Origin of the sequence: Ramlibacter sp., assembly GCA_019635435.1 — a bacterium.
Lineage (GTDB): Bacteria > Pseudomonadota > Gammaproteobacteria > Burkholderiales > Burkholderiaceae_C > JAHBZM01.
Genome location: JAHBZM010000001.1, coordinates 3,161,236 through 3,186,082, shown reverse-complemented (window position 1 = coordinate 3,186,082; position 24,847 = coordinate 3,161,236). Strand labels below are relative to the sequence as shown.

The 24,847-nt window shown below is 67.4% G+C and carries 20 protein-coding genes and 4 tRNA genes; 19 read left to right on the top strand and 5 right to left on the bottom strand.

Annotated features, from left to right (window positions below):
- Window positions 1-4: 4 nt before the first annotated feature.
- The 7 genes from KF796_15390 to KF796_15360 are packed head-to-tail and all read left to right on the top strand — an operon-like array spanning window position 5 to window position 7,808.
- Complete coding sequence (locus KF796_15390; GenBank protein MBX3588018.1) at window positions 5-775, top strand: ABC transporter ATP-binding protein; 771 nt, start codon at window positions 5-7, stop codon at window positions 773-775.
- Window positions 772-1,497: an ABC transporter ATP-binding protein gene (locus KF796_15385; GenBank protein MBX3588017.1), complete on the top strand. Its 726-nt coding sequence runs from the start codon at window positions 772-774 to the stop codon at window positions 1,495-1,497. The genes KF796_15390 and KF796_15385 overlap by 4 nt, the downstream gene beginning before the upstream one ends.
- Window positions 1,494-2,471 (top strand): branched-chain amino acid ABC transporter permease, encoded by a 978-nt coding sequence (locus KF796_15380; protein MBX3588016.1) that lies wholly within the window; start codon window positions 1,494-1,496, stop codon window positions 2,469-2,471. The genes KF796_15385 and KF796_15380 overlap by 4 nt, the downstream gene beginning before the upstream one ends.
- 9 nt (window positions 2,472-2,480) lie before the next feature.
- Window positions 2,481-3,554, top strand: a complete 1,074-nt coding sequence (locus KF796_15375; protein MBX3588015.1) for a branched-chain amino acid ABC transporter permease — start codon at window positions 2,481-2,483, stop codon at window positions 3,552-3,554.
- A complete protein-coding gene (locus tag KF796_15370; protein MBX3588014.1) occupies window positions 3,551-5,671 on the top strand; it encodes a D-(-)-3-hydroxybutyrate oligomer hydrolase in 2,121 nt (706 codons plus the stop codon). Before KF796_15375 ends, KF796_15370 begins: the two co-directional genes overlap by 4 nt.
- Window positions 5,672-5,730: 59 nt before the next feature.
- Window positions 5,731-6,876, top strand: a complete 1,146-nt coding sequence (locus tag KF796_15365; protein MBX3588013.1) for an ABC transporter substrate-binding protein — start codon at window positions 5,731-5,733, stop codon at window positions 6,874-6,876.
- A 41-nt stretch (window positions 6,877-6,917) separates the two neighbouring features.
- On the top strand, window positions 6,918-7,808 hold the full coding sequence (locus KF796_15360; protein ID MBX3588012.1) for an alpha/beta hydrolase: 891 nt from the start codon (window positions 6,918-6,920) through the stop codon (window positions 7,806-7,808).
- Between the two features lie 67 nt (window positions 7,809-7,875).
- Here the strand turns inward: KF796_15360 and KF796_15355 are convergent, their stop codons facing one another.
- From KF796_15355 to hemH, 3 genes are all read right to left on the bottom strand, one after another.
- Window positions 7,876-8,331, bottom strand: a complete 456-nt coding sequence (locus KF796_15355) for an SH3 domain-containing protein (protein ID MBX3588011.1) — start codon at window positions 8,329-8,331, stop codon at window positions 7,876-7,878.
- Between the two features lie 74 nt (window positions 8,332-8,405).
- Window positions 8,406-9,200 (bottom strand): Fertility inhibition FinO, encoded by a 795-nt coding sequence (locus KF796_15350; GenBank protein ID MBX3588010.1) that lies wholly within the window; start codon window positions 9,198-9,200, stop codon window positions 8,406-8,408.
- Window positions 9,201-9,280: 80 nt separating this feature from the next.
- A complete protein-coding gene (gene hemH / locus KF796_15345; protein ID MBX3588009.1) occupies window positions 9,281-10,372 on the bottom strand; it encodes a ferrochelatase in 1,092 nt (363 codons plus the stop codon).
- A gap of 18 nt (window positions 10,373-10,390) precedes the next feature.
- On the opposite strand from hemH, the gene KF796_15340 reads away from it, so the two are divergent.
- Entirely contained in the window at window positions 10,391-11,086 is a 696-nt protein-coding gene (locus KF796_15340) for an HAD-IA family hydrolase (protein MBX3588008.1), read from the top strand.
- Between the two features lie 27 nt (window positions 11,087-11,113).
- On the opposite strand, the gene hpnD is transcribed toward KF796_15340, so the two are convergent.
- Window positions 11,114-11,953 (bottom strand): presqualene diphosphate synthase HpnD, encoded by an 840-nt coding sequence (gene hpnD / locus KF796_15335; GenBank protein MBX3588007.1) that lies wholly within the window; start codon window positions 11,951-11,953, stop codon window positions 11,114-11,116.
- Complete coding sequence (locus KF796_15330; GenBank protein MBX3588006.1) at window positions 11,950-13,005, bottom strand: squalene/phytoene synthase family protein; 1,056 nt, start codon at window positions 13,003-13,005, stop codon at window positions 11,950-11,952. Before KF796_15330 ends, hpnD begins: the two co-directional genes overlap by 4 nt.
- 108 nt (window positions 13,006-13,113) lie before the next feature.
- Here KF796_15330 and KF796_15325 point away from each other — a divergent pair, with 108 nt between their 5' ends.
- The 11 genes from KF796_15325 to KF796_15275 all read left to right on the top strand — a co-directional run bounded on the left by KF796_15325 (window position 13,114) and on the right by KF796_15275 (window position 24,772).
- Window positions 13,114-14,298 (top strand): efflux RND transporter periplasmic adaptor subunit, encoded by a 1,185-nt coding sequence (locus KF796_15325; GenBank protein MBX3588005.1) that lies wholly within the window; start codon window positions 13,114-13,116, stop codon window positions 14,296-14,298.
- Between the two features lie 7 nt (window positions 14,299-14,305).
- Window positions 14,306-17,458, top strand: a complete 3,153-nt coding sequence (locus tag KF796_15320; protein ID MBX3588004.1) for an efflux RND transporter permease subunit — start codon at window positions 14,306-14,308, stop codon at window positions 17,456-17,458.
- A 78-nt stretch (window positions 17,459-17,536) separates the two neighbouring features.
- A tRNA-Leu gene (locus KF796_15315) sits at window positions 17,537-17,623 on the top strand.
- 82 nt (window positions 17,624-17,705) lie between these two features.
- A complete protein-coding gene (tig, locus tag KF796_15310; GenBank protein MBX3588003.1) occupies window positions 17,706-19,019 on the top strand; it encodes a trigger factor in 1,314 nt (437 codons plus the stop codon).
- Between the two features lie 105 nt (window positions 19,020-19,124).
- Entirely contained in the window at window positions 19,125-19,733 is a 609-nt protein-coding gene (gene clpP / locus KF796_15305) for an ATP-dependent Clp endopeptidase proteolytic subunit ClpP (GenBank protein ID MBX3588002.1), read from the top strand.
- Window positions 19,734-19,840: 107 nt separating this feature from the next.
- Complete coding sequence (clpX, locus tag KF796_15300; protein ID MBX3588001.1) at window positions 19,841-21,106, top strand: ATP-dependent Clp protease ATP-binding subunit ClpX; 1,266 nt, start codon at window positions 19,841-19,843, stop codon at window positions 21,104-21,106.
- A gap of 130 nt (window positions 21,107-21,236) precedes the next feature.
- Window positions 21,237-23,654, top strand: coding sequence for an endopeptidase La (gene lon, locus KF796_15295; protein MBX3588000.1), 2,418 nt, complete (start codon window positions 21,237-21,239; stop codon window positions 23,652-23,654).
- Window positions 23,655-23,704: 50 nt separating this feature from the next.
- Window positions 23,705-23,780: transfer RNA gene (locus tag KF796_15290), tRNA-Gly, on the top strand.
- An 89-nt stretch (window positions 23,781-23,869) separates the two neighbouring features.
- Window positions 23,870-23,943: transfer RNA gene (locus KF796_15285), tRNA-Cys, on the top strand.
- A gap of 90 nt (window positions 23,944-24,033) precedes the next feature.
- Window positions 24,034-24,125, top strand: a tRNA-Leu gene (locus KF796_15280).
- Between the two features lie 14 nt (window positions 24,126-24,139).
- On the top strand, window positions 24,140-24,772 hold the full coding sequence (locus KF796_15275) for a hypothetical protein (protein ID MBX3587999.1): 633 nt from the start codon (window positions 24,140-24,142) through the stop codon (window positions 24,770-24,772).
- Window positions 24,773-24,847: the final 75 nt, after the last annotated feature.

Here is a 24,847-nt window from a genome sequence, read left to right as displayed (position 1 = left end):
GACCATGAGCTTGCTAGCCACCCGGGATCTCACCATCCGTTTCGGCGGCCACGTGGCGGTCAACGGTGTGACCTGCTCCTTCGAGCCGGGCACACTGACCGCCATCGTCGGCCCCAACGGAGCGGGCAAGACCACCTACTTCAACCTGATCTCGGGCCAGCTCAAGGCGTCCAGTGGAACGGTGTCGCTGGACGGGCGTGACCTGTCGGGCCTGCCGGCTTCGGCGCGCACCCGCGCCGGGCTGGGCCGGGCCTTCCAGCTCACCAACCTGTTCCCCAACCTGAGCGTGCTGGAGAACGTGCGGCTGGCGGTGCAGGCCGCGCGCGAAGGCGCCCACCGGCGCGGGCTGAACCTGTGGAGCATCTGGAGCGACCACGGCGCGCTGACGCAGCGCGCCATGGACATCCTGGAGGCGGTGGCCATGGACGACCGGCGCGACCTGGTCGTGGCCAGCCTGCCGCATGGTGACCAGCGCAAGCTGGAGGTGGCGCTGCTGATGGCGCTCGAATCGAAGGTGTTCATGTTCGACGAACCCACGGCCGGCATGAACGCGGCCGAGGCCCCCGTGATCCTGAACCTGATCCGCAAGCTCAAGGAAGACAAGAGCAAGACCATTTTGCTGGTCGAGCACAAGATGGACGTGGTGCGCGAGCTGGCCGACCGCATCATCGTTCTGCACAACGGCTCGCTGGTGGCCGATGGCGACCCCGCCGCGGTGATCGCGTCGCCGGTGGTGCAGGAAGCCTACCTGGGCATTGCACGGGAGGCCGCATGAGCAAGAACCTGCTCGAACTCTCGGGCGTGCACACCCACATTGGCGCGTACCACATCCTGCACGGGGTGGACCTCGCGGTGCCGCGGGGCCAGCTCACCATGCTGCTGGGGCGCAACGGCGCTGGCAAGACCACCACGCTGCGCACCATCATGGGCCTGTGGCGGGCCTCGCATGGCAGCGTGCGCTTCAATGACGACGACATCACCCATATGAGCACGCCGCAGATCGCGGGGCTCAACATCGCCTACGTGCCCGAGAACATGGGCATCTTCTCCGACCTCACGGTCAAGGAAAACATGCTGCTGGCCGCGCGCCAGGCCCGCAGCGCCAGCCAGATGGACGAGGAGCGCCTGGCGTGGATCTTCTCGCTGTTCCCGGCCGTTGAAAAATTCTGGAACCACCCCGCGGGCAAGCTGTCCGGCGGGCAAAAGCAGATGCTGGCCGTTTCGCGGGCCATTGTGGAGCCGCGCGAACTGCTGATCGTGGACGAGCCCAGCAAGGGCCTGGCGCCCGCGATCATCAACAACATGATCGACGCCTTCGCCCAGCTCAAGGCGGCGGGCGTGACCATCCTGCTCGTCGAGCAGAACTTCAATTTTGCAAAGCGACTGGGCGACAGCGTGGCCGTCATGGACAACGGCGTGGTCGTCCATGCCGGCTCCATGCAGGCGCTGGCCGAGGACGAGGCCCTGCAGACCTCCTTGCTGGGACTGGCGCTATGAAAGACCTTGACTGGAAGCCGCTGGCCCTGGTGCCGGTGCTGGCCCTGCTGGTGCTGCCGCTGATCGGCTCCGCCTCCACCTGGCTCACGCTGACCGTGGCCGGGCTGGCCATGGGCATGATCATCTTCATCATCGCCTCGGGCCTGACGCTGGTGTTCGGGCTGATGGACGTCCTCAATTTCGGCCACGGCGTGTTCATCGCGCTGGGCGCCTTTGTGGCCACCAGCGTGCTGGGCGCCATGGGCGACTGGACCGGCTCGGCCGAGCTCTGGCGCAACCTGGTGGCCGTGCTGCCGGCCATGCTGATCGCCATGCTGGTGGCCGGGGCCGTGGGGCTGGCCTTCGAGCGCTTCATCGTGCGGCCGGTGTACGGCGCCCACCTCAAGCAGATCCTGATCACCATGGGCGGCATGATCATCGGCGAGGAGCTGATCAAGGTCATCTGGGGGCCGCTGCAGATTCCGCTGCCGCTGCCCGAGGGCATGCGCGGCGCCATCCTGATTGGCGACGCCGCGGTGGAGAAGTACCGCCTGATTGCCGTGATCGTGGGCCTGCTGGTGTTCGGCGCGCTGGCCTGGACGCTGTCGCGCACCAAGCTCGGCCTGCTGATCCGCGCCGGGGTGCAGGACCGCGAGATGGTCGAGGCCCTGGGCTACCGCATCCGCCGCATGTTCATTGGCGTGTTCGTCGCGGGCAGCGCGCTGGCCGGGCTCGGTGGCGTGATGTGGGGCCTTTACCAGCAGAACGTGACGCCGCAGATCGGCGCCCAGGTCAATGTGCTGATCTTCATCGTGATCATCATTGGCGGGCTGGGCTCGACCGCAGGCGCGCTGATCGGCGCGCTGCTGGTCGGGCTGATGGCCAACTACACCGGCTTCCTGGCCCCCAAGGTCGCGCTGTTCTCCAACATCGCGCTGATGGTCGCCATCCTGCTGTGGCGCCCCCAGGGGGTCTACCCCGTGACCAACCGCTGAGGACAGGGCATGCTGAACCGACTGCTTTCCGCAGACCTGCCGCGCAGCCGCGTGCTGGCGGTGTTGCTGATGGGCCTGGTGCTGGCGCTCGCGCTGGCGCCCTTCATCTTTCCGGGCGTCAAGGCGCTGAACATCGCGGCCAAGGTGCTGATCTTCGTGGTGCTGGTGGCCAGCTTTGACCTGCTGCTGGGCTACACCGGCATCGTGAGCTTTGCCCACACCATGTTCTTCGGCATTGGTGCCTATGGCGTGGCCATTGCCTCCACCCGCATGGGGGCGGACTGGCTGGCGCTGTTCACCGGCGTGGGCGCGGCCCTGCTGGTGTCGCTGGTGCTGTCGCTGGCGGTGGGGCTGTTCTCGCTGCGCGTGCGGGCGATCTTCTTCGCCATGATTACGCTGGCGGTGGCCTCGGCGTTCCAGACGCTGGCGTCGCAGCTCTCGCAGATCACGGGCGGCGAGGACGGGCTGAGCTTCAAGGTGCCCGAGCTGCTGCGCCCGGGCACGGAGTTCCTGGAGTCGCCGTTCCTGGGCGTGGACGTGGACGGGCGCCTGCTGACCTACTACCTGCTGTTCGCGGTGGCGGTGCTCGCGGTGCTGGCGCTGCTGCGCATCGTCAACTCGCCCTTTGGCCGCGTGCTGCAGGCCATCCGCGAGAACGAGTTCCGCGCCGAGGCCATCGGCTACCGCGTGGTGGTCTACCGCACCACCTCCAGCATCCTCTCGGCGCTGTTCGCCACGCTGGCCGGGGCCATGCTCGCGGTCTGGCTGCGCTACAACGGGCCCGACACCTCGCTGTCGTTCGAAATCATGCTGGACGTGCTGCTGATCGTGGTGATCGGTGGCATGGGCACGGTCTATGGCGCGGTCATCGGCTCGGTGCTGTTCGTGGTGGCCCAGGGCTACCTGCAGGACCTGCTGCGCCTGGCCAGCCAGGCCGCCGCCGGGGCGCCGTGGCTGGCCAACCTGCTGTCGCCGGACCGCTGGCTGCTGTGGCTGGGCCTGCTGTTCGTGCTCTCGGTCTATTACTTCCCAACGGGCGTGGTCGGACGGCTGCGCGCCCGCAACACAAGGACTCTCCCATGACGCATTCCCTCCGGCTGCTGCCCTCACTGCTGGCGCTGGCCGCGCTCGCGAGCTGCGGCGGCTCCACCAACCTGTCGCCCAATGTCAAGCCGGCCTACCTGGGCGACATCCGCCAGGCCACCTATGACGGCAACAGCGACGACCTGCTCACCGCGGGCCTGGGCAAGACCGGCCTGGCCGCGGCCGTGGCCCCCAGCTTCGCCGACCCGCTCAAGCCCACGGCGGCGGAACTGCGCCGCCTGGCCATCTACACCAACTACCGCGCCATCCTGGACATGACCACGGCCGGCGGCTACGGCACGCTGTACGGGCCCAACGTGGACGCGGCCGGCAACGTCACCGCTGGCGAGGGCAAGGTGGCCGGCACCGAATTCATCGCGTTCGCCGACGATGGCACGGGCCAGAAGAATGTGACCCTGATGGTCCAGGTGCCCGCGGGCTTTGACAAGTCGCGGCCCTGCATCATCACCGCCACGGCGTCCGGTTCACGGGGCGTGTACGGCGGCATCTCCACCGGCGAGTGGGGGCTCAAGCGCGGCTGCGCCGTGGCCTATGCCGACAAGGGCACGGGCGGTGCGCCGCACGACCTGCAGAACAACACCGTGCCGCTGATCGACGGCACGCGCGCCGGCGCCACCGCGGCGGGCAAGTCGGCGGCCTTCAACGCCGGCCTGTCAGCGGCCGACCTGGCGGCCTTCAACACCGCCACGCCGAACCGCTTTGCCTTCAAGCATGCGCATTCGGGCCAGAACCCCGAGAAGGACTGGGGCCGCCACACGCTGCAGGCGGTGGAGTTTGCCTACTACGTGCTCAACGAGCAGTTTGGCGAGAAGGACGGCACGGGCCAGCGCTATGTGTTGCTCAAGCCGTCCAACACCATCGTGATCGCCTCGAGCATCTCCAATGGCGGAGGTGCGGCCCTTGCCGCGGCCGAGCTCGACACCCAGGGCCTGATCAACGGCGTCGCCGTGTCCGAGCCAGCGGTGGAACTGCCGGCCAACCCGGGCGTCAGCGTGCGCCGGGGCAGCGCCACGGTGGCGGTCATTGGCAAGACGCTGATCGACTTCACCACCCAGGCCAACCTGTTCCAGTCCTGCGCCTCGCTGGCGCCCTCGCTGGCGGCCACGCCCTATGCCGCGGCCTACGCGGCCGGCTTTGCCGGCGCGGCCTTCCCGGTCGCGCCCAACCGCTGCGCCTCGCTCAAGGCCCAGGGCCTGCTGACCGCCACCACCACGGCGACCCAGGCCGAGGAGGCACTGCAAAAGCTGCTGGCCTACGGCTGGGAGCCCGAGTCGTCGGACCTGCACGCCTCGCTGTCTGCCTTTGAAGTGGCGCCCGCCGTGGCCGTCACCTTCGCCAACGCGCTCTCGCGCGCCAGCGTCAAGGACAGCCTGTGCGGCTTCAGCTTCGCGGCCACGGCCGCCACCGGCGGCGTGGTTCCGCTGGCCGATGCCGCGGTGGCCCCGCTGTTTGCCACGGGCAACGGCGTGCCGCCCACCGGCGGCATCAACCTGGTCAACAACAAGGGCCTGTTCGGCGCGGCGCGCGACTTCCTGTCGTTCAACGCAGCCGGCGTGGCCGACTGGAACCTGGCCGGCGCGCTGTGCTTGCGCAACCTCGTGACCGGCACCGATGCGGCCGCGCTCAAGCTGCAGGCGGGCGTGGACGAGACCCGGCGCAACGGCAACCTGCGCGGCAAGCCCGCGCTGATCGTGCATGGCCGCTCCGACGCGCTGCTGCCGGTCAACCACACCTCGCGGCCCTACACCGCGCTCAACAAGGTCGTTGAAGGCAGCGCCAGCCGGCTCAGCTACATCGAGGTCACCAATGCGCAGCACTTTGACAGCTTCATTGGCCTGCCCACCGTGCTGCCGGGCTATGACACGCGCTACGTGCCGCTGCATGTCTACCTGAACCGCGCGCTGGACGCGATGTACGACCACCTGAGCGCCGGCAAGGCCCTGCCGCCAAGCCAGGTGGTGCGCACCACGCCGCGTGGCGGCACACCGGGCGCCGCGCCGGCGATTGCGGCCGCCAACGTGCCGGCCATTGCCGCCACGCCGGCCGCGGCCAACGCCATCGGATTCTCGGGCACCACGCTCAGCGTGCCGGACTGAGGAACGGGCTGAGGAACATCAGGGAGCTGGTCGGATTCAGGACAACTGAGGAGACAAGCATGACATCGTTCAAGTCGTTGGGACAACGCGCCGCACTGGCGCTGGCATTGTGGGCCGGGGGGCAGGCCGCGGTCGCGGCGCCGGCCGACATCACCATTGGGCAGGTGGCGCCGCTGTCGGGCGTGCTGGCCAGCACGGGCCGCCAGATGGTGGTGGGGGGCAGGATCTACTTCGACTGGGTCAACGCGCAGGGCGGCGTTCATGGCGCCAGGATCCGCCAGCTCGTCGAGGACGATGGCTACAAGGTCGACGAAACGGTGCGCCTGGCGCGCGACATGCTGGCGCGCCCCGACGTGGTGGCGCTGTACGGCTTTGCCGGCACCGCCAATGTGGGCAAGCTGCTGACCGACGGCGTGCTGGAAGACGGCGGAGCGCCGCTGGTTGCGCCCTACACCGGTGGCGAGACGCTGCGCTCGCCGTTCAACCCCTGGATCTTCCATGTGCGGGCCGGCTATGCCGACGAGGCCGAGCACATGGTGCAGCAGGTCACCACGCTGGGCATGAAGCGGGTGGCCGTGATGTACCAGGACGACGGCTTCGGCAAGGCCGGCCTGATTGGCGTGGAGGCCGCCCTGGCCAAGCGCGGACTCAAGCTCGCGGCGGCGGCGGGCTACGAGCGCAACACCGACAAGGTGGACGAGGCGGTGGCGAAGATCAAGGCCTCGGACGCGCAGGCCATCATCATGATCTCGATCAACAAGCCGACGGCGGCCTTCATCAAGCGCTACCGCGAGTCGGGTGGCGGCGCGCAGCTGTACAACATCTCGGTGGTCGACCCGGCCGAACTGGTCCGCCTGGCGGGCCTGAGGAACGCGCACGGCCTGGGCATCAGCCAGGTGGTGCCGTACCCGTACATGCCCAACCTGCCGGTGATCCGTGAATACCAGAAGCTGCTGGCCAAATATGCGCCGCAGGAGCATGTGAACTACACCAGCTTCGAGCAGTTCCTGGGGGCCAAGGTGCTGGTCGAGGCGCTGCGCCGGGCCGGACCCAGGCCCACGCGCGCCAGGGTGGCCCGGGCCCTGGAGTCCATGGGCGCGTTCGACCTGGGCGGCATCACGGTCAGCTACTCTCCCGAGAACCGCATCGGCTCGCACTACGTCGAGGTCACGGTGATCGGCAGCACGGGCAAGCTTCTGAAATAGACCCGGCGGCAGGCAGTAACAAGAACATCAGGGGGCATGACATGCCATTCACTTCGAACTACATCACTTGCGCGGGGCGCGAGATCCACTACACCGAGTGGGGCGCGCAGCACACGCAGACCGTGATCGCCTGGCATGGCCTGGCGCGCACGGGCCGCGACATGGACGAGCTGGCCGCGCATCTGAGCGAGCGCGGCTGGCGCGTGATCTGCCCCGACACGCTGGGGCGCGGCCTGAGCCAGTGGGCGGTCGATCCGCACAACGAATACCGGCTGGCCTTCTACGCGCGCATCGCCGCCGACCTGTTCGAGCGGCTGCGCATCGACGAGGCGCACTGGGTGGGCACCTCGATGGGCGGCGCCATTGGCACCGTGTGCGCGGCCGGCCTGCTGCAGCCGCAGCTGCGCGAGCGCATCCGCAGCCTGGTGCTCAACGACAACGCGCCGCAGCTTGCGGCGCCCGCGGTCGAGCGCATCAAGGCCTATGCGGGCAACCCGCCGGCCTTTGACACGATGGCCGAGCTCGAAACCTTCTTTCGCCAGGTCTACAAGCCCTATGGCTGGCTCAGCGACGCGCAGTGGCGCCGCCTGACGGAAACCTCGGCGCGCCGCCTGCCCGACGGCCGCGTGACACCGCACTACGACCCGGCCATGGTGCGCCAGTTCATTGACCACCCGACCGACTACGACCTGTGGGACCACTACGACGCGCTGCGCGTGCCGGTGCTGTGCCTGCGCGGCGAGGACTCCGACCTGGTGCTCAGCGAGACCACGCAGGCCATGCGCCACCGCGGCCCGGGCGCGCGCGGGCTGGCCCATGTGATCGAGGTGCCGGGCTGCGGCCATGCGCCCGCGCTCAATGTGCCGTCCCAACTGGACGCCGTGAGCAACTTCATCGAGTCGGTGAAAGAGCGCGACCTGCTATCACATTGATAGCTGAAAGTGGCCGCCAGTCCTGGACTCCAGGCCTTTTTGACCTGAAAACCCGCCAGAAACCGGCTTACCAGCCCCACAGCAGCCGGCGGGCCACCCAGCCGGTCTTGCCGCTGGCGCGCTCAACGTGGACCCAGCCTGCCTGCTTGCCGCGCGTGCGCAGCAGCTCGTAGCGTTCGACCTGGCCGATGATCTTGTATTGGGTGCCCGGCCCCTTGCGCACATTGGCGATGGGAGCCTTGACGATGTGGTGCGGCGTGCGGCCGGTCTGCGAACGGGCGACCCAGCCCTGGTCGTTCTCGAAATCGCGGACCTTGAGCCAGCGGCCCTGGCGCTTGAGCACCTGCAGGGGGTAGCCGCGGTCCAGTTGCCACAGCACGTCCTTGCTGAGGCCGGGGCCGGCGCGCATGTTGACGACCGAGCCCTTGATGCTGACCATGTCGCGGGCCAGCGCGGGTGTGAGGGAAAGCAGGCAGATGCTTGCGGTGGTGATGATCCTTCTCGAAAGGCTTGCAAAGTGCATTCAGGGGTTCTCCTTGGCCCCTTACTTTAAACCCGTCGATTTGCGCGTGGGGCCCTGGCGGCCCCGCGGGGCGCTCAGGCGGCGGCCGGCGCGCGCCGCTGGCGCGCCTGTTCGAGCATGCGGGCGGCCGCGCGCGGCTCCAGGCCATACATGCCCGCGAAGGCCTCCACGGGCTCGCCACTGGCCTCGAAGGCGCGCAGCAAGGCCTCTTCACGGGCCGCCCTGGCGGCCACCTCGGCCAGGGCTTCGTCCAGCAGCGTGTTGGCGGCCTCGTCGCGCCCGCGCACCCGCTGCGCGTAGTCCTCGCGGGCCAGGCCTGAGGCCTCGAAGGCCTGTGCGATGCGCGCGCGCAGCTTGGGGCGCAGGTCGTCGGGCGTGCGCCCCTGGCGGCGGCGGAACACTTCCAGCAGCGCGTGGTGCACATGCTCGGGGGCCATGGCTTCCACCGGCTGGCCCTGCAGGTCATGGCGCTGCAGGCCTGCCGCCACGGCGGTCAGGTAGCGCGTGGAGCGGGTGTGAAAGGCCAGCGCGTCCTTGAGCGTCTCGGCCGCCAGCACACCGGGCTGGGCGTCCAGCAGGTCCTGGAAGATGCCGCGCTTGAGTGGCAGGAAGGTTTCGCCGAAGAGGGCGGGGTACAGCGCCGCAAGCTGCTCCAGCACCGGCAGGCTGCGCGCGGCGCGTGCCTTGGCCGGGTGGGAGGCCTGCGCCTGGTCGTTGCCCGCGGGGGCGCCGGAGGCCTGCGCGGTGTTGCCCGCAGCGGCCTTGCCGCCCTTGCCGCGCGAACTGCGGCGGCGGTCGCGCCGGGGCTCCGTGGCCTCGGCGGTAGGGGCGGCGGCGGGAGTGGGGGCGAGGGGCAAATCTTCAGTCATGGCGTGCAGCGGTTCGGGCGGGGAAACCCACGATCATGCCATTGCCGCAACGCGGCGGCTCTGGCGTGCTCCCGGGGGTGTTACTGGGTTGCGCCGGCGGCCAGCGCGGCGGTGCGCTGCGCCGCCAGCGCCTGCGGGTCGGGCGCGGCCTGGGTGGGCCAGCCGGCCAGGTGCTGCTGGGTGAGGTCGGCCAGGGCCGCGAGCCAGGGGGCGTCGTCGTTCAGGCAGGGAATGTAGTGGAAGGTCTGGCCCCCCGCGTGCAGGAAGGCTTCACGCACTTCCATGTTGATTTCTTCCAGCGTCTCCAGGCAGTCGCTGGTGAAGCCGGGGCAGACCACGTCGACGCGCTGGGTGCCGGCCCGGGCCAGCGCCACCAGCGTGGGCTCGGTGTAGGGCTCCAGCCATTTGGCCTTGCCAAAGCGGGACTGGAAGGTGAGCGTGTACTGGCCGGGCGTGAGGCCCAGCGCGCTGGCCAGCAGCCGCGCGGTCTTGTGGCATTCGCAGTGGTAGGGGTCGCCCAGCAGCAGGGTGCGTTCGGGCACGCCATGAAAGCTCATCACCAGCTGGTCGGGCCGGCCATGCTGCTGCCAGTGCGCGCTGATGCGGCTGGCCAGGGCCGCGATGTAGCCCGGGTGGTCGTGGTAACGGTTGACAAAGCGCAGCTCGGGCACATGGCGCAGCCGCGCGGCCCACGCATACACGGCGTCGAGCACGCTGGCGGTGGTGGTGCCGCTGTACTGAGGGTAGGCCGGCAGGATCAGGATCCGCGTGGCGCCTTCGGCCTTGAGCCGGTCCAGCTCGCTGGCCATGGCCGGGCTGCCGTAGCGCATGGCGTAGCGCACCGTCACCTCGTGGCCGCGTTGCGTGAGCGCGGCCTGCAGCATTTCGGCCTGGCGCTGCGTCCAGACCTTGAGCGGCGAGCCCTCGGCGGTCCAGATGCTGGCGTACTTGCGCGCCGATTTGGCCGGCCGCACGCGCAGGATGATGCCGTGCAGGATCAGCAGCCACAGCGCGCGCGGGATTTCCACGACCCGCGGGTCGCCCAGGAATTCGGCAAGGTAGCGGCGCACGGCCGGCGCGGTGGGCGCGTCGGGCGTGCCCAGGTTGCACAGCAGCACGGCGGTGCGCGCGGGCTGCCCGTGGGCAAATTCAGGTTCGGTGCGAAAGGGCATGAGGTATTCTCCCTGACCATGCTGGACATCTCCAAAATCAAGGCCATTTCCCTCGACCTCGACGACACGCTCTGGCCCATCCTGCCCACCATCGAGCGCGCCGAAAAGGCCTTGCATGACTGGCTCTCTGAAAATGCCCCGATGTCGGCCGCGCTGTTTTCCAGCCCGGTGGCGCTGCGCGAAATCCGCGACTACATGGGCGCCAACCGGCCCGACCTCAAGCACGACCTCAGCGCGGTGCGGCGCGAGTCCATCCGCCTTGCGCTGTACCGCGCCGGCGAGAACCCGCTGCTGGCCGACCAGGCCTTCGAGGTGTTCTTTGCCGAGCGCCAGCGCGTGGACCTGTTTGACGACGTGCTGCCCGCGCTGGAATTTCTGGCGGCGCGCTACCCGCTGGTGAGCCTGTCCAACGGCAATGCCGATGTGCACCGCGTGGGGCTGGGCGCCTATTTCCGCGCGGCGATCACGGCGCGCGAGTTTGGCGTGGGCAAGCCCGACCCGCGCATCTTCCACGCCGCCGCGGGGGCCGTGGACCTGACCCCGCAGGATGTGCTGCATGTGGGCGACGACGTCACGCTCGATGCGCTGGGCGCGCTGAACGCGGGCATGCAGGCGGCCTGGGTCAACCGCTCGGACCACCTCTGGCCGCACGAGACCCAGCCGCAGCTCACACTGACCAACCTGACCGAGCTGTGTGAGCTGATCCGGCGCTAGCCCCGCGCTGATCCGCCGGGCCCGGCCTCAGAGCCGGCCCAGCGCCTGCACGCGCCAGGCCAGCCACAGCTTGCGCAGCGGCGTCAGGCTCACGCGCTGGTGCAGCACCCGGAAGTCGTCGTTCTCGATCTCGCGCAGCAGCGTGCGGTAGATGCTGGCCATCATCAGGCCGGCTTTCTGGGCGTGGCGGTCGGCCGCGGGCAGCAGGGCCAGCGCCTCTTCGTAATACAGGTGGGCCCGGCGCGCCTGGAAGGCCATCAGCGCGGTGAAGCGCTCGGAGTAGAAGCGGTTGAGGATCTCGTGCGCCTTCACGTCGAACTGCTGCAGCTCGCTGATGGGCAGGTAGATGCGCCCGCGCATCGCGTCCTCGCCCACGTCGCGGATGATGTTGGTGAGCTGGAACGCCAGCCCGAGCTTGTGGGCATACGCGGTGGTCTGCTCGTCGGTCTGCCCGAAGATGCGGGCCGAGACCTCGCCCACGATGCCGGCCACCAGGTGGCAGTAGCGCTGCAGGCCGGCAAAGTCCAGGTAGCGCGTCTGCTCCAGGTCCATCTGGCAGCCCTCGATCACGGCCTGCAGTTGCCGCGCCTCGATGCCATAGGTGGGGGCCAGCGGCATCAGCGCCTTCATGACCGGGTGGCTGGGTTCGCCGGCATAGGCCTTGGCCACCTCGGCCTGCCACCAGGCGAGCTTGGTGGCGGCCACGCCCGGGTCCTGCACCTCGTCGACCACATCGTCGATCTCGCGGCAGAACGCGTAAAAGGCCGTGATGGCGGCGCGCCGGGGCTTGGGCAGGAACAGGAAGGCGTAGTAGAAGCTGCTGCCCGAGGCGGCGGCTTTTTCCTGAACATACTGTTGCGGTGTCATGGCCGGGATTGTCCCATTGGCGGCGGGTCCGCCGGCCGCCCCAGCTGCCTGAAATGCCGGGCCAGCGCGCTGCGCCCCGCCAGCCCCAGCGCCAGCCGCAGCAGCAGCATGCGCATTTCATGGCGCGGCAGCTTGACGCGCTGCGTCAGGGCGGCCGGGCCGGCGGCGCGCAGCAGCGCCAGGGTGCGCGCGCCCACCAGCGCGGGCAGGGCGCTGGCCGCGCGCACGCGCCGGCTGCCCAGGGCGTCGGCGTAGGCCATGCCTTCGGCCAGGCGGCGCTGCGCGGCATCCAGCCAATGGCGGTAGACCGGCTCGAACAGCTCCGGCCGTGCCGTGATGTCCTGGGGCGCCAGGCCCGCCGCCGCCAGTGCGTCGGCCGGGAAGTAGCAGCGCCCGGCGGCCAGGTCGGCCCCCGCGTCGCGCAGGATGTTGATGAGCTGCAGGCCCATGCCGTAGCCGCGCCCCAGTTCGCGCATCCGCGCCTCGGGCAGGCTGGCAAAGCCCGGCAGGTGGCGAAAGCCCAGCGCGGTCCAGAACTCGCCCACGCAGCCGGCCACCCGCCAGGTGTAGTCGTCGAGCTCCGCGGCGCTGGCCAGCGCGCGCACCGCCGTGCCATCGCCAAACCGGGCCACGTCCAGCGTCTGGCCGTGCGTGATGTGGGCCAGCACGGTGCGCACGTCGGCGCGGTCGTCTGGCGCCAGCCGCGCCAGCCAGTCCAGGCATTCGGGCAGCGCGAGGATCAACTGGCGCTCCTGCGCATCGTTCTGCAGCGGCGCAAACGAGGCCATGAGCGCGCGGATGCCGTCGGGTGAAGGGGGTGAACCGGGTGAACCGGCAATGGCCGCCGCCAGCGTGGTCAGCTTGTCAAGCCGCTCGCTGGCGGGCAGGGTGGCGGTGTCGGCCAGGGTGTCGGTGGCGCGCGCCAGCAGGTAGGCCACGGCCACGGGCTCGCGCAGCGGCGCGGGCAGCAGCCGGATCGACAGGTAGAACGAGCGCGAGACACCTCGCAGCAACGCCAGTTTGTCAGCAGGGAAGGGGACGGGCTCGGCCATGGACATGGGGTCCCGGATTGTCGCTTGACAGAGATTCGTATTTACCCTAGATTACTAACCAGTCAGTCATTAAACGACTTTTCCGCGTACTTTCCCATCAGGTCTGTCATGCCAAATCCTCAGATTCAGTCGCCGCTGCGTGCGGGCATTGTCATTGTGGGCGCTGCCCTGGCCCTGGTCGCGTGCTCCAAGCCCGCGCCCCCCGAGGAGCCGGTGCGGGCCGTGCGGCTGCTGACCGTGGGGGTGGACGATTTCCAGTCCTCGTATGAATTCGCCGGCGAGGTGCGGGCCCGCGTGGAGTCGCGCCTGGGCTTCCGGGTGGCGGGCAAGATGGTGCGCCGCCAGGCCGAGCTGGGCCAGCGCGTCAAGGCCGGCCAGGTGCTGGCCCAGCTGGACGCGCAGGACTACAAGCTGGCCGCCGACGCGGCCCGGGCCCAGGTGGCGGCGGCGCAGACCAACCGCGACCTGGCCGCGGCCGACTTCAAGCGCTTTGCCGCGCTCAAGGACCAGAACTTCATCAGCGGCGCCGAACTCGAGCGCCGCGAGACCACGCTCAAGGCCGCCCAGGCGCAGCTGGAACAAGCCCAGGCCCAGCTGGCCTCGCAAGGCAACCAGGCCGGCTATGCCACGCTGGTGGCCGATGTGTCGGGCGTGATCACGGCCGTGGAGGCCGAGCCCGGCCAGGTGGTCAGCGCCGGCACGCCGGTGGTGCGCATCGCGCAGGACGGCCCGCGCGACGTGGTGTTCTCGGTGCCCGAGGACAAGGTGGTGGCCATCAAGCCCGGCTCCGAGGTGGGCATCCGGGTCTGGGCCGCGGCTACGCAACTGACGGGCAAGGTGCGCGAGGTGGCGGCCAGCGCCGACCCGGTGACGCGCACCTACCCGGTCAAGGTGGCGCTGGAGGGCACCGACACGCCGCCCCTGGGCGCCACGGTGTACGTGACGCCCCGGGCCCTGAGCCATGCGGGCACCCAGGTCATCAAGCTGCCCACCAGTGCCTTGCGCCAGGAAGGCCAGGCCACCGCGGTCTGGGTGCTGGACAAGGCCACCATGACGGTCCGCTCGCAGCCGGTGCAGATCGCCACGGCCGATGGCAACCAGGCCGTGATCGCGGGCGGCCTGCAGCCGGGCATGCAGGTGGTGTCGGCCGGGGTGCATGTGCTGCAGCCGGGCCAGAAAGTCACCATTTACCAGGAAAAAGTGGCTGGAGTCCAGGAGGGGCGGCCACAACCTGCTAGCAAAACAATAGCAAACACGGCCCAGGCCGAGACCACCCCCACCGTCGCGAAGTGAGCCCGTCATGACGCAGACGCAACCGAAAGAGGGTTTCAACCTCTCCAAATGGGCGCTCGACCATCCGGCGCTCACGCGCTACCTGATGATCGTGCTGATGCTGCTGGGCTTTGCGGCGTACTTCCAGCTCGGCCAGGACGAGGACCCGCCGTTCACCTTCCGTGCCATGGTGGTGCGCACCTACTGGCCCGGCGCCACGGCCCAGCAGGTGGCCGAGCAGGTGACCGACAAGCTCGAGCGCACGCTGCAGGAAGTGCCCTACGCCGACAAGATCCGCAGCTACTCGAAGCCGGGCGAGTCGCAGATCATCTTCCAGATCAAGGACTCGTCGCGCGCCGCCGAGGTGCCCAACGTCTGGTACCAGGTGCGCAAGAAGATCGGCGACATGCGCTACACGCTGCCCGGCGGCATCCAGGGCCCGTTCTTCAACGACGAGTTCGGCGACGTGTACGGCGTGATCTATTCGCTGGAGGCCGACGGCTTCAACTACGCCGAGCTCAAGACCTTTGCCGACGACGTGCGCCAGCAGCTGCTGCGCGTGCCCGACGTGGCCAAGGTGGAGCTGTTTGGCGCGCAGGACGAGAAGCTGTTCGTCGAGATTTCGCAGAAGCGCCTGGCCCAGCTCGGGCTGGACCTGAACCAGGTGCTGGCGCAGCTGGGCCAGCAGAACGCCGTGGAGCCCGCGGGCGCGGTGCAGACCCCGCTGGACGTGGTGCAGGTGCGCGTGGGCGGCCAGTTCAATGCGGTGGAGGACCTGCGCGCCATGCCGATCCGCGGCAGCTCGGGCAACCAGCTGCGGCTGGGCGACATTGCCGAGATCAAGCGCGGCTATGTGGACCCGCCCACGGTCAAGGTGCGCCACCAGGGCAAGGAAGTGATTGCGCTGGGCGTGTCCATGGCCAAGGGCGGCGACATCATCCGCCTGGGCAAGTCGCTCAAGACCGCGTTCGCCAAGATCGAGAAGAACCTGCCGGCCGGCATCACGCTGGCCCAGCTCCAGGACCAGCCCAAGGCCGTGGCCACCTCGGTGGGCGAGTTCGTGCGCGTGCTGATCGAGGCCGTGGTGATCGTGCTGGCCGTGAGCTTCATCGCGCTGGGCTTCCACCGCCGCCCGGGCGAGCACCCGCTGTGGAAGCGCTATTACATCGACATGCGGCCGGGCCTGGTGGTGGGCATCACCATCCCGCTGGTGCTGGCCGTGACCTTCCTGGCCATGGACTATTGGGGCATCGGGCTGCACAAGATCTCGCTGGGCTCGCTGATCATCGCGCTGGGCCTGCTGGTGGACGACGCGATCATCGCGGTCGAGATGATGGTGCGCAAGATGGAAGAGGGCTACGACAAGGTCCGTGCCGCCACCTTCGCCTACGAGATCACCGCCATGCCCATGCTGACGGGCACGCTGATCACGGCGGCCGGCTTCCTGCCCATTGGCATTGCGCGCTCGGTCACGGGCGAATACACCTTCGCGATCTTCGCGGTCACGGTGATCGCGCTGGTGCTGAGCTGGTTTGTCTCGGTGTATTTCGTGCCCTACCTGGGCACGCTGCTGCTCAAGGCCAAGCCGCATCACGCGGCCGCGCCCTCGGCCCCCGGCGACGGCCCGCATGAACTGTTCGACAGCCCCTTCTACAGCCGCTTTCGCAAGACCGTGAACTGGTGCGTGGAGCACCGCTGGATGACCATTGGCGCCACGCTGCTGGTGTTCGCGCTGGGCATCGTGGGCATGGGCAAGGTCCAGCAGCAGTTCTTCCCCGATTCAAGCCGGCCCGAGATCCTGGTGGACATCTGGTTCCCCGAGGGCACCTCGTTCGCCGCCAACGAGTCCACCACCAGGCGCGTCGAGCAGCGCCTGCGCCAGGAAGCGGGCGTCACCTCGGTGAGCACCTGGGTGGGCTCGGGCGTGCCGCGCTTTTACCTGCCGCTGGACCAGGTGTTCCCGCAGACCAATGTGTCGCAGTTCATCATCATTCCCACCGACCTGAAAGTGCGGGAGTCGCTGCGCATCAAGCTGCCGGCCCTGCTGGCCCAGGAGTTTCCCGAGGTGCGCGGGCGCGTCAAGCTGCTGCCCAACGGGCCGCCCGTGCCTTACCCCGTGCAGTTCCGGGTGGTGGGCACCGACCCGGTGGTGCTGCGCACCCGGGCCGACGAGGTCAAGGCCGCGATGCGCGCCAGCCCCAACACGCGCGGCACCAACGACAACTGGAACGAGTCGGTCAAGGTGCTGCGGCTGGAGGTGGACCAGTCCAAGGCCCGCGCCCTGGGCGTGACCAGCCAGTCGATCGCGCAGGCCTCCAAGACCATCCTGTCGGGCACCACCGTGGGCCAGTACCGCGAGGGCGACAAGCTGATCGACATCGTGCTGCGCCAGCCGCTGGACGAGCGCAACGCCATCACCGATATCGGCAACGCCTACCTGCCCACGGCCTCGGGCCGCTCGATCCCGCTGACCCAGATCGCCAAGCCGGTGTTCACCTGGGAACCCGGCGTGATGTGGCGCGAGAACCGCGACTACGCCATCACCGTGCAAAGCGACATCACCGAGGGCCTGCAGGGCGCGACGGTGACCAACGAACTGCTGCCCCAGCTCAAGGCCCTGGAAGCCAAATGGCCGCCGGGCTACCGGATCGAGGTGGCGGGCGCGGTGGAGGAGAGCTCCAAGGGCTCGGCGTCGATCGTGGCCGGCGTGCCCATCATGCTGTTCATCACCTTCACGCTGCTGATGCTGCAGTTGCACAGCTTCAGCCGGGCCATGCTGGTGTTCCTGACCGGGCCGTTGGGCATTGCCGGGGTGGCCGGGGCGCTGCTGCTGCTGGGCCGGCCCTTCGGCTTCGTGGCCCTGCTGGGCGTGATTGCGCTGATGGGCATGATCCAGCGCAACTCGGTGATCCTGATCGACCAGATCGAGCAGGACCGGGCCCGCGGCGTGCCCACCTGGGACGCCATCGTCGAATCCGCGGTGCGGCGCCTGCGCCCCATCGTGCTGACGGCCGCGGCCGCCGTGCTGGCCATGATTCCGCTCAGCCGCAGCGTGTTCTGGGGCCCGATGGCCGTGGCCATCATGGGCGGCCTGATCGTGGCCACCGTGCTGACCCTGCTGGCCCTGCCGGCCATGTACGCGGCATGGTTCCGCGTCAAAAGGGAGCCAGTTCGCGGTTAAAATCGCGGGTTGACCGAATTCATGCGGGCGAGTCCGGGGGCTTTGGGGCAACCGGTTCGCCCGCTGCGTTTTCATACTGCGCGGGTGGCGAAATTGGTAGACGCACCAGGTTTAGGTCCTGACGCCAGCAATGGTGTGGGGGTTCGAGTCCCCCCCCGCGCACCACCAGAGACAGGGCGGAACCGTGTTTGCGGCTGCTTGGCAGCCCGCCCGTCCGCCACATTTTGAGACTGAAGAGAGAAAGATCATGGCCGTGAACGTAGAAACCCTCGAGAAGCTGGAACGCAAGATCACCCTGACGCTCCCCGTCACCGTGATCCAGTCGGAAGTCGATTCGCGCCTGAAGCGCCTGGCGCGCACCGTCAAGATGGACGGCTTCCGTCCCGGCAAGGTGCCCATGACCGTCGTGGCCCAGCGCTATGGCTATTCCGTGCACTATGAAGTCATGAACGACAAGGTGGGCGAGGCCTTTGCCACGGCCGCCAACGAAGCCAAGCTGCGCGTGGCCGGCCAGCCCCGCATCACCGAAAAGGAAGGCGCGCCCGAGGGCGAGGTGGCGTTTGACGCCGTCTTTGAAGTCTTCCCCGAAGTCAAGATCGCCGATCTGGCCACGGCCGAGGTCGAAAAGCTCAACACCGAGGTCACCGACGCCGCCATCGACCGCACCATCGACATCCTGCGCAAGCAGCGCCGCACCTTTGCCCAGCGTGCCCACGACGCCGCCGCCCAGGACGGCGACCGCGTGACCGTGGACTTCGAAGGCAAGATCGACGGCGAGCCGTTCGAGGGCGGCAAGGCCGAGGCCTTCCAGTTCCTGGTGGGCGAGGGCCAGATGCTCAAGGAATTCGAAGACGCCGTGCGCGGCATGAAGTCCGGCGAGAGCAAGACCTTCCCGCTGGCCTTCCCCGCCGACTACCACGGCAAGGACGTGGCCGGCAAGCAGGCCGATTTCATGGTCACGCTGAAAAAGCTCGAAGCCGCCCACATGCCCGAGGTGAACGAGGCCCTGGCCAAGTCGCTGGGCATTGCCGACGCCACGGTCGAAGGCCTGCGCGCCGACATCAAGAAGAACCTGGAGCGCGAAGTCAAGTTCCGCCTGCTGGCGCGCAACAAGACCGCCGTGATGGACGCGCTGGTGAGCAAGGCCGAACTTGATCTGCCCAAGTCCAGCGTGCAGGCCGAGGTGGACCGCATGATCGAAAGCGCCCGCGGCGAGCTCAAGCAGCGCGGCATCAAGGACGCCGACAAGGCACCGATCCCCGATGACGTGTTCCGCCCGCAGGCCGAGCGCCGCGTGCGCCTGGGCCTGGTGGTGGCTGAACTGGTCCGCACCCACGAGCTGCAGGCCAAGCCCGAGCAGATCAAGGCCCATGTCGAGGAACTGGCCGCCAGCTACGAGAAGCCGGCCGACGTGACGCGCTGGTACTACAGCGACAACCGCCGCCTGGCCGAGGTTGAAGCCATCGTGATCGAGAACAATGTGACCGAATTCGTGCTGTCCAAGGCCAGGATCACCGAAAAATCCATCGCGTTCGACGATCTCATGGGCCAGCAGGGCTGATCCTTTTCCCGTCACGCCAGAAGGGGCTTGTGCGGGCTTGCAGTCCGGCGCACAAGCCCCATCTGCTTTTTGGATACAGTCAACGCTGAACGGAGCAAAACACACATGAGCGCACTCGACACCCAGGCCCTCGGCATGATCCCGATGGTGATTGAACAGTCCGGCCGCGGCGAGCGGTCGTACGACATTTATTCGCGCCTGCTCAAGGAGCGCGTGATCTTCCTGGTGGGCGAGGTCAATGACCAGACCGCCAACCTCGTGGTGGCCCAGCTGCTGTTCCTGGAGAGCGAGAACCCTGACAAGGACATCTCGTTCTACATCAACTCCCCGGGCGGCAGCGTCAGCGCCGGCATGGCGATCTTCGACACCATGAACTTCATCAAGCCCGATGTGTCGACGCTGTGCTGCGGCTTTGCCGCCAGCATGGGCGCCTTCCTGCTGGCCGCCGGCACCAAGGGCAAGCGGTTTTCGCTGCCCAACTCCAAGATCATGATTCACCAGGTGCTGGGCGGCGCCCGTGGCCAGGCCACCGACATCGAAATCCATGCGCGCGACATCCTGCGCACCAAGGACCAGATGAACAAGATCCTGGCCGAGCGCACCGGCCAACCGCTGGAAAAGGTCAAGGCCGACACCGAGCGCGATTACTTCCTCACGGCCGATGAAGCCAAGGACTACGGGCTGGTCGACCAGGTGATTGCCAAGCGGCCCTGAGCCGTTTTCGCCTCAAGTTGCATCACAGCAACGGCGTTTTCTGTTACAGAAAACGCCGTTTTTATTTGGTTATCATTCAGAAACCGTCGTTACAAGGCACCGAACACATGGCCGAGAAAAAAGGCTCATCCAGCGAAAAGACTCTTTACTGCTCCTTCTGCGGCAAGAGCCAGCACGAGGTGAAGAAGCTGATCGCTGGCCCCTCGGTGTTCATCTGCGACGAGTGCATTGACCTGTGCAACGAAATCATCCGCGACGAACTGCCCGCGGGTGACGAGGCCCGCGAGGCCCGGGGCGACCTGCCCACGCCGGCCGAGATCAAGGCCAACCTCGACAACTACGTGATCGGCCAGGAGGTCGCCAAGCGCGCACTGTCGGTGGCGGTGTACAACCACTACAAGCGGCTGCGCCACAAGGAAAAGGCCAAGAAGGACGAGGTGGAGCTCACCAAGAGCAACATCCTGCTGATCGGCCCCACCGGCTCCGGCAAGACCCTGCTGGCCCAGACCCTGGCGCGCATGCTCGATGTGCCCTTCGTCATGGCCGACGCCACCACACTGACCGAAGCCGGCTATGTCGGTGAAGACGTCGAGAACATCATCCAGAAGCTGCTGCAAAGCTGCAACTACGAGGTCGAGCGCGCCCAGCGCGGCATTGTCTACATCGACGAGATCGACAAGATCTCGCGCAAGTCCGACAACCCCTCGATCACCCGCGACGTGTCGGGCGAGGGCGTGCAGCAGGCCCTGCTCAAGGTCATTGAAGGCACCATGGCCAGCGTGCCGCCGCAAGGCGGGCGCAAGCACCCGAATCAGGATTTCCTGCAGATCGATACCACCAACATCCTGTTCATCTGCGGCGGCGCGTTCGCGGGCCTGGAAAAGGTCATCGAGAACCGCACCGAGGCCTCGGGCATCGGCTTTGGCGCCATGGTCAAGAGCAAGCAGCAGCGCAGCCTGACCGAGGTGTTCCGCGAGGTCGAGCCCGAAGACCTGATCAAGTTCGGCCTGATTCCCGAGCTGGTGGGCCGCATGCCCGTGGTGGCCACGCTGGCCGAGCTCAGTGAAGACGCGCTCGTGCAGATCCTCACCGAGCCCAAGAACGCGCTGATCAAGCAATACGGCAAGCTGCTGGCCATGGAAGGCGTGGACCTCGAGATTCGCCCCAGCGCGCTCAAGGCCATTGCGCGCAAGGCACTGGCGCGCAAGACCGGCGCGCGCGGCCTGCGCTCCATCCTCGAGAAGTCGCTGATCGACACCATGTTCGACCTGCCCAACACCTCCAACGTGGACAAGGTGGTGGTGGACGAGTCGACCATCGACGAAAACAAGCCCCCGCTGCTGGTCTACCGCGAAGCCGCCAAGAAGGCCTGAACCGGTTGCGCGACGCCCCCTGCGCAGTGATTTTTTGCACACCATCAACCCTGTTGGCCCCCATGCGGCGCCCAAGGGTTGAAAATCCCCATTTGCGGCCGATATTCAACAGGTAACAAAAAGGATCCCCATGTCCGGACACATTCCCCTGCCTGCCGACCCGATTGACCTGCCGCTGCTGCCCCTGCGCGACGTGGTGGTCTTTCCCCACATGGTCATTCCGCTGTTCGTGGGCCGCCCCAAGAGCATCAAGGCCCTTGAGGCTGCCATGGAAGCCGAGCGCCGCATCATGCTGGTGGCCCAGAAGGCCGCGGCCAAGGACGAACCGTCGGTGGCCGACATGTTCGACGTGGGCTGCGTCTCCACCATTTTGCAGATGCTCAAGCTGCCCGACGGCACCGTCAAGGTGCTGGTCGAGGGGCAGCAGCGCGCGCTGGTCAACCGCATCGACGACGGCGAGGAGCATTTCTCGGCCAACGTGACGCCGGTGGCGCCCGCGGGTGCCGAGCAGAAGACCAGCGAGGTCGAGGCCCTGCGCCGCGCGGTGATGCAGCAGTTCGACCAGTACGTCAAGCTCAACAAGAAGATCCCGCCCGAGATCCTCACCTCGATCTCCAGCATCGACGATCCCGGCCGCCTGGCCGACACCATTGCCGCGCACCTGCCACTCAAGCTGGACAACAAGCAGGTCGTGCTCGACCTGGCCGATGTGAAGCCGCGGCTCGAGAACCTGTTCGAGCAGATCGAGCGCGAAGTCGACATCCTCAATGTCGACAAGAAAATCCGTGGCCGCGTGAAGCGCCAGATGGAAAAGAACCAGCGCGACTTCTACCTCAACGAGCAGGTCAAGGCCATCCAGAAGGAACTGGGCGAGGGCGAAGAGGGCGCGGACATCGAAGAGATCGAGAAAAAGATCAAGGCCGCCAAGATGCCCAAGGAGGCGCTGAAGAAGGCCGAAGGCGAGCTCAAGAAGCTCAAGCTGATGTCGCCCATGTCGGCCGAGGCCACCGTGGTGCGCAACTACATCGACGTGCTCACGGGTCTGCCCTGGAGCAAGCGGACCAAGATCAAGCACGACCTGGCCCATGCCGAGCAGGTGCTCAACGAGGACCACTACGGCCTGGAGAAGGTCAAGGACCGCATTCTTGAATATCTTGCGGTGCAGCAGCGCGTCGACAAGGTCAAGGCACCCATCCTGTGCCTGGTCGGGCCGCCGGGCGTGGGCAAGACCTCGCTGGGCCAGTCGGTGGCCAAGGCGACGGGCCGCAAGTACGTGCGCATGGCGCTGGGCGGCATGCGTGACGAAGCCGAGATCCGCGGCCACCGCCGCACCTACATCGGCGCGATGCCGGGCAAGGTGCTGCAAAGCCTGAACAAGGTGGGCACGCGCAATCCGCTGTTCCTGCTCGACGAGATCGACAAGCTGGGCACCGACTTCCGGGGCGACCCGTCGAGTGCGCTGCTCGAGGTGCTGGACCCCGAGCAGAACCACACCTTTGGCGACCACTACGTCGAGGTCGACTTCGACCTGAGTGATGTGATGTTCGTGGCCACGTCCAACTCGATGAACATTCCCTCGGCCCTGCTGGACCGCATGGAAGTGATCCGCCTGTCGGGCTACACCGAGGACGAGAAAACCAACATCGCCCTCAAATACCTTGCGCCCAAGCAGCTGAAGAACAACGGCGTGAAGGACGAGGAACTGCTGATCACCGAGGAAGCGATCCGCGACATCGTGCGCTACTACACGCGCGAGGCGGGCGTGCGCTCGCTCGAGCGCGACCTGGGCAAGATCTGCCGCAAGGTGGTCAAGGGCCTGCTGCTCAAGAAATACGAGTCGCGCGTCGTGGTCACTCCCGACAACCTCAACGATTTCCTGGGCGTGCGCAAGTACACCTATGGCCGTGCCGAGCAGCAGAACCAGGTGGGCCAGGTCGTGGGCCTGGCCTGGACCGAGGTGGGCGGCGACCTGCTGACCATCGAGGCCGCGCTCATGAACGGCAAGGGCGTGATCACCACCACCGGTTCGCTGGGTGACGTGATGAAGGAATCCGTGGCGGCCGCGCGCACCGTGGTGCGCAGCCGCGCGCGGCGCCTGGGCATTGCCGAGGACGTGTTCGAGAAGAAGGACATGCACATCCACGTGCCCGACGGCGCCACGCCCAAGGACGGCCCGAGCGCGGGCGCGGCCATGACCACGGCCATGGTGTCGGCGCTCACGGGCATTCCGGTGCGCGGCGACGTGGCCATGACGGGCGAGATCACGCTGCGTGGCGAGGTCACGGCCATTGGCGGCCTCAAGGAAAAGCTGCTGGCCGCGCTGCGTGGCGGCATCAAGACGGTGCTGATTCCTGAAGAGAACGCCAAGGACCTGCAGGAGATCCCCGAGAACGTGAAGAACGGCCTGGAGATCGTGCCGGTCAAGTGGATCGACAAGGTGCTGGAAGTGGCGCTCGAGCGCATGCCCACCCCCTTGCCCGACGAGGAACCGGTGGCGGCCGCGCCGCTGGCGCAGGCGGCGCAAGCCCCGGCGTCGATCAAACATTGAGAACGCTTGCGCAAGTCCAAAAAACTACGCTATAATTCGAGGCTCGAAATGCGGGAATAGCTCAGTTGGTAGAGCGCAACCTTGCCAAGGTTGAGGTCGAGAGTTCGAGACTCTTTTCCCGCTCCATATTTTGAAAAAGGGAAGCTCAGGCTTCCCTTTTTTGTCGGGTGGTGGCCTTGCGGGGCCCCTCCCTGGGATTCACAAAAAATCATTCTGGCGCGATAGCAAAGCGGTTATGCCCCGGATTGCAAATCCGGTTAGACCAGTTCGACTCTGGTTCGCGCCTCCAGATTCACAGCCCCGCCAACCGAGTTGCCGGGGCTGTTTTGTTTGCTCTTTTTTGTTTGACAATAGGCTGGAAACAAAAAACACGCTCCCCGCCCGGATGGTGAAATTGGTAGACACAGCGGACTTAAAATCCGCCGCTTGCTGAAAGGCGGCGTACCGGTTCAAGCCCGGTTCCGGGCACCAGATGAAAGCTCGCCATGCCACGCTACAACGCCCCCTTTGAAATCCATGTCCACGGCGAGGTGCGGTTGCGCGCCGACGTGGCCTTTCCCGCGTTGCAGGATGCGCTCAAGCCGCTGTGGAAATATGCCGGTGCCAAGTCGCTCACCGATGGCGCCCAGAGCGCCTACGAGGAGGAGCCCGGCATCAAGTTCGATGCACCGGAGCACCTGCTGCAACTGTGCTGGACGGTGCCCGGCGATGAAGACTTCCGCCAGGCCATCGACGAGATGTGCATGAGCCTCAATGAACTGGCCGAGGAGGGCGCGGCCCTCGAGGTCACGTTCTACGACGTCGAGTTCGACGAGGAGGAAGAAGCCCCCGACGCCGAATCGCGCGACGATTTCGTGATGGTCTTTGTGGGCCCCACGCCCGCGGCCATCATGCAGGTGCAGCGCGACCTGCTGGTGCAGGACGTGGTCAACATGATGGAGCGCCATTTCGACGGCTCCGAGCTGTCCGGCGTGGTGGCAGAGATCGACAAGCTGTTTGGCCAGCGCTTTGACGCGCTGGTGAACTCGCTGGAACTGGGCCGCCCGCCGCGCGGCTCGGGTGGCATGGGCGGCTCGGGCCATGGCGGCGGTGGCCGCCGGCCGCGCCACCTGCACTGATGGTTTCCCCTCGAAGCGCCTTCGGCACTTCGCCCCACGACCCGGCCCACGGATAGGCCCACGACGAGGCACAGC